This window comes from Limnohabitans sp. (assembly GCF_044361645.1).
GTDB lineage: Bacteria > Pseudomonadota > Gammaproteobacteria > Burkholderiales > Burkholderiaceae_C > Limnohabitans_A.
Window position 1 is genome coordinate 1 of record NZ_JBIKIL010000221.1, and the last position, 2,509, is coordinate 2,509.

Annotated in this window: 4 protein-coding genes; all 4 read right to left on the reverse strand. The window is 57.4% G+C overall.

The window, feature by feature from the left end; all coding sequences use genetic code 11:
• The coding region (locus ACIQ39_RS19285; protein ID WP_396436194.1) for an antibiotic biosynthesis monooxygenase at window positions 1-226 on the reverse strand (226 nt) is incomplete at its 3' end.
• 195 nt (window positions 227-421) lie between these two features.
• Entirely contained in the window at window positions 422-895 is a 474-nt protein-coding gene (locus tag ACIQ39_RS19290) for an OsmC family protein (RefSeq protein ID WP_396436195.1), read from the reverse strand.
• A gap of 20 nt (window positions 896-915) precedes the next feature.
• Window positions 916-1,395 carry a GNAT family N-acetyltransferase gene (locus tag ACIQ39_RS19295; protein WP_396436196.1) on the reverse strand — a complete coding sequence of 160 codons (480 nt, stop codon included), beginning with the start codon at window positions 1,393-1,395 and terminating at the stop codon, window positions 916-918.
• A 36-nt stretch (window positions 1,396-1,431) separates the two neighbouring features.
• Window positions 1,432-2,274 carry an enoyl-CoA hydratase-related protein gene (locus ACIQ39_RS19300; RefSeq protein ID WP_396436197.1) on the reverse strand — a complete coding sequence of 281 codons (843 nt, stop codon included), beginning with the start codon at window positions 2,272-2,274 and terminating at the stop codon, window positions 1,432-1,434.
• Between the last annotated feature and the right edge of the window lie 235 nt (window positions 2,275-2,509).

Genomic DNA, 2,509 nt, shown 5'->3' on the forward strand with positions numbered 1-2,509 from the left:
ATTTTTGTTTGGCCTCGATGTGGCTGGGATGGGTTCCCAACGCTTTGAGGCCATCCATGGTTTCCCAATAGTAGGTGGCATTGCGACGTTTGCCATCGTCTGAAGCCCACTCTTCGACCCCGATAAAGCCGGGCGAGGCTTTAGCCACAGCATCAATGATGGCATTGAGTTCGTTGAACTCAGCGTCGTAGGATCCGGGCTCCCAAATGAATGCAGCACTGAACATGGTTTATGAATGAGGGTTGAGAAAGTAAATTGCCGTTTGGGCAGCGTGTGCGTTGATCGGGTCGAAGGTTTTGGGTTTTGCGTTTTGAGGTGTTCAATCCGTTTGGGCCGGAGTAACCGGACCATTTGCCTTTTCGTTCAGGAAGGCTGGGCGGCCTCAATCGCAGCCGATAACTTGCTCAGAATCCAGTGGACTTCAGTGAATAACTTGCCTTGGCTCGCAACGCACGTCGGTCTTGACAGAGTTGGCGATGAAACATTCGTCGTGGGCCAAGTGGTGCATCTCTTGCAGCTGAGCATGGGTCGGAATCTTGTCCCCAGAAAATTTAACCTCGGGGCGAAGCGTGACGGTGGTCATCATGAGCTTGCCTTCTGGGTTTTTGCCCATCACGCCCTCTGCTGCGTCATGGTAGGTGTCGACCACAAAACCATGTTTGACTGCAAAGGATAAAAACCAAAGCATGTGGCAGCTGGACAGTGAAGCGACGAAGGCCTCTTCGGGATCTACCGCATCGGCCACGGAGTAGGGCAGAGGAACAACGTGAGGGGATGAAGAGCCCGCAATTTCAATGCCGCTGTCGAAGCGCAGGATGTGCTGGCGGCTGTAGCGGTTGTCGGTGAACTTCTGATCAGACCGAGCCCACAGAATTTCGGCGGTGTAGATGGCCATGTTGTTTGTCGCTTGTGAAGTCAAGCTGACGCAGGACTTTGGAGGTCCATGGTCATGAAGACGCTATGGGGGTCAAGTTGATAGTCGCCAAAGGGGCCGCAGGGCCGGAATCCGGCGCTTTCATACAGTTGGTGCGCTGGCGCAAACGTGCTGGCTGGCCCGGTTTCCAGGCTCAGTCGTTGGTAGCCACGCTTGATGGCTTCGCTGATGATGTGATTCAGAATGGCACGACCCGCACCCTGTCGCCGATGGGTGGATGGGGTTCGCATGGATTTGATCTCGCCATGATCAAGGGACAGTTCCTTGAGGGCACCACATCCCAAAAGCTGATCGCCATCGCGAGCGGACCAGAATGAGATTTCGGGGCTCTTGAGTTGGTCCACATCGAGTGCATGAACGCTTTCAGGCGGTGAAAGTTCATGCATGTGGCGCAAGTGCTCGTCGAGCAGCGCATACACATCTGGCCGAGCGGGATCGTCGGGTGCAATGGTCATTGACATGGCAGGTGGTGTTCTCGTCTTGTTGCCCAACTCGCCTCAGCCAAACTCCCGAAACCCCTTGAGCGGCGGCAGCGGCGCGAAGTTGGCCTCGCGTTTTTGTTGCATGGCGCTGATCGCCTCGCGCACATTGGCGTTGCTCCAGATCGCGCCTTGCAGCCAGCCCATGTGGCGCAGGCTGTCTTCGGTGCTGTGGTCGCGGGCGTAGTGCAGCACTTGCTTGGTGCCCCAGATCGCCACGGGCGGTTTGCTGGCAATCTCTTTGGCCGCTTGCAGGGCGGCGACCACGGTGGCTTCGTGGGTGGGCAGCACCTCGTTGACCAGGCCGTGGGCCAGCGCTTTGTCGGCGCTCAGACGTCGGCCTGTGTAGGCCAGTTCTTTGACGAGCGCCATGGGCAACAGCTTGGGCAGGCGTTGCAGGGTGCCCACGTCGGCCACCATGCCGATGTTGATTTCTTGGATGCAGAAAAACGCATCGGCTGAGGCATAGCGCATGCAGCAGGCGGTCACCATGTCCACCGCGCCGCCAATGCAGCCGCCGTGGATGGCCGCGATCACCGGAATGCGCAACTCTTCGAGCAGGGTGAAGGTGTGCTGCATGTCGGTCAGCACGTCGTACACGGCCGAGCGGCCTTCGGCGCTGCTGTCGTCCATCTGGATGGCGCTGCCGAAGGTTTGCAGGTCCATGCCCGCGCTGAAGTGTTTGCCCGTGCTCGAGATCACCAGCGCCCGGGCGGTGCCCGCCTTGTGGATGTCGGTCAGCACCTCGTGCAGCTCGCGCCAAAAGGTGGGGTGCATGGTGTTCATCGCCTCGGGGCGGTTCATCACCAGGTGGGCAACGTGATTTTCAGTCGAGAGGGAAAAGCAGTTCAGCTTGTTCATGGGGTGTCTCCTATTTCAGGCAATGTAGCCGTTTGACTGGGGCGGGCGTGTCCCATTTCAGACATCAAGCAAAATGTGAATTGTTATCTTCACTTTGCGCCGATCGGGCGAATTGATTCGCGTGATTTCAGCGCGGGACATGCACAGAAAGGAGCGCAGTGTTTATGAGCAAGCAGACAGCTAAAGAACCGATTCCCAAATTCAAAACCGAGGCACAAGAGCGCGCCTATTGGGA

Excerpts from the sequence above, each read along its gene's own strand:
- ACIQ39_RS19290 (WP_396436195.1), bottom strand. The coding sequence starts at position 895 with ATGGCCATCTACACCGCCGAAATTCTGTGGGCTCGGTCTGATCAGAAG.
- ACIQ39_RS19295 (WP_396436196.1), bottom strand. The coding sequence starts at position 1,395 with ATGTCAATGACCATTGCACCCGACGATCCCGCTCGGCCAGATGTGTAT.
- ACIQ39_RS19300 (WP_396436197.1), bottom strand. The coding sequence starts at position 2,274 with ATGAACAAGCTGAACTGCTTTTCCCTCTCGACTGAAAATCACGTTGCC.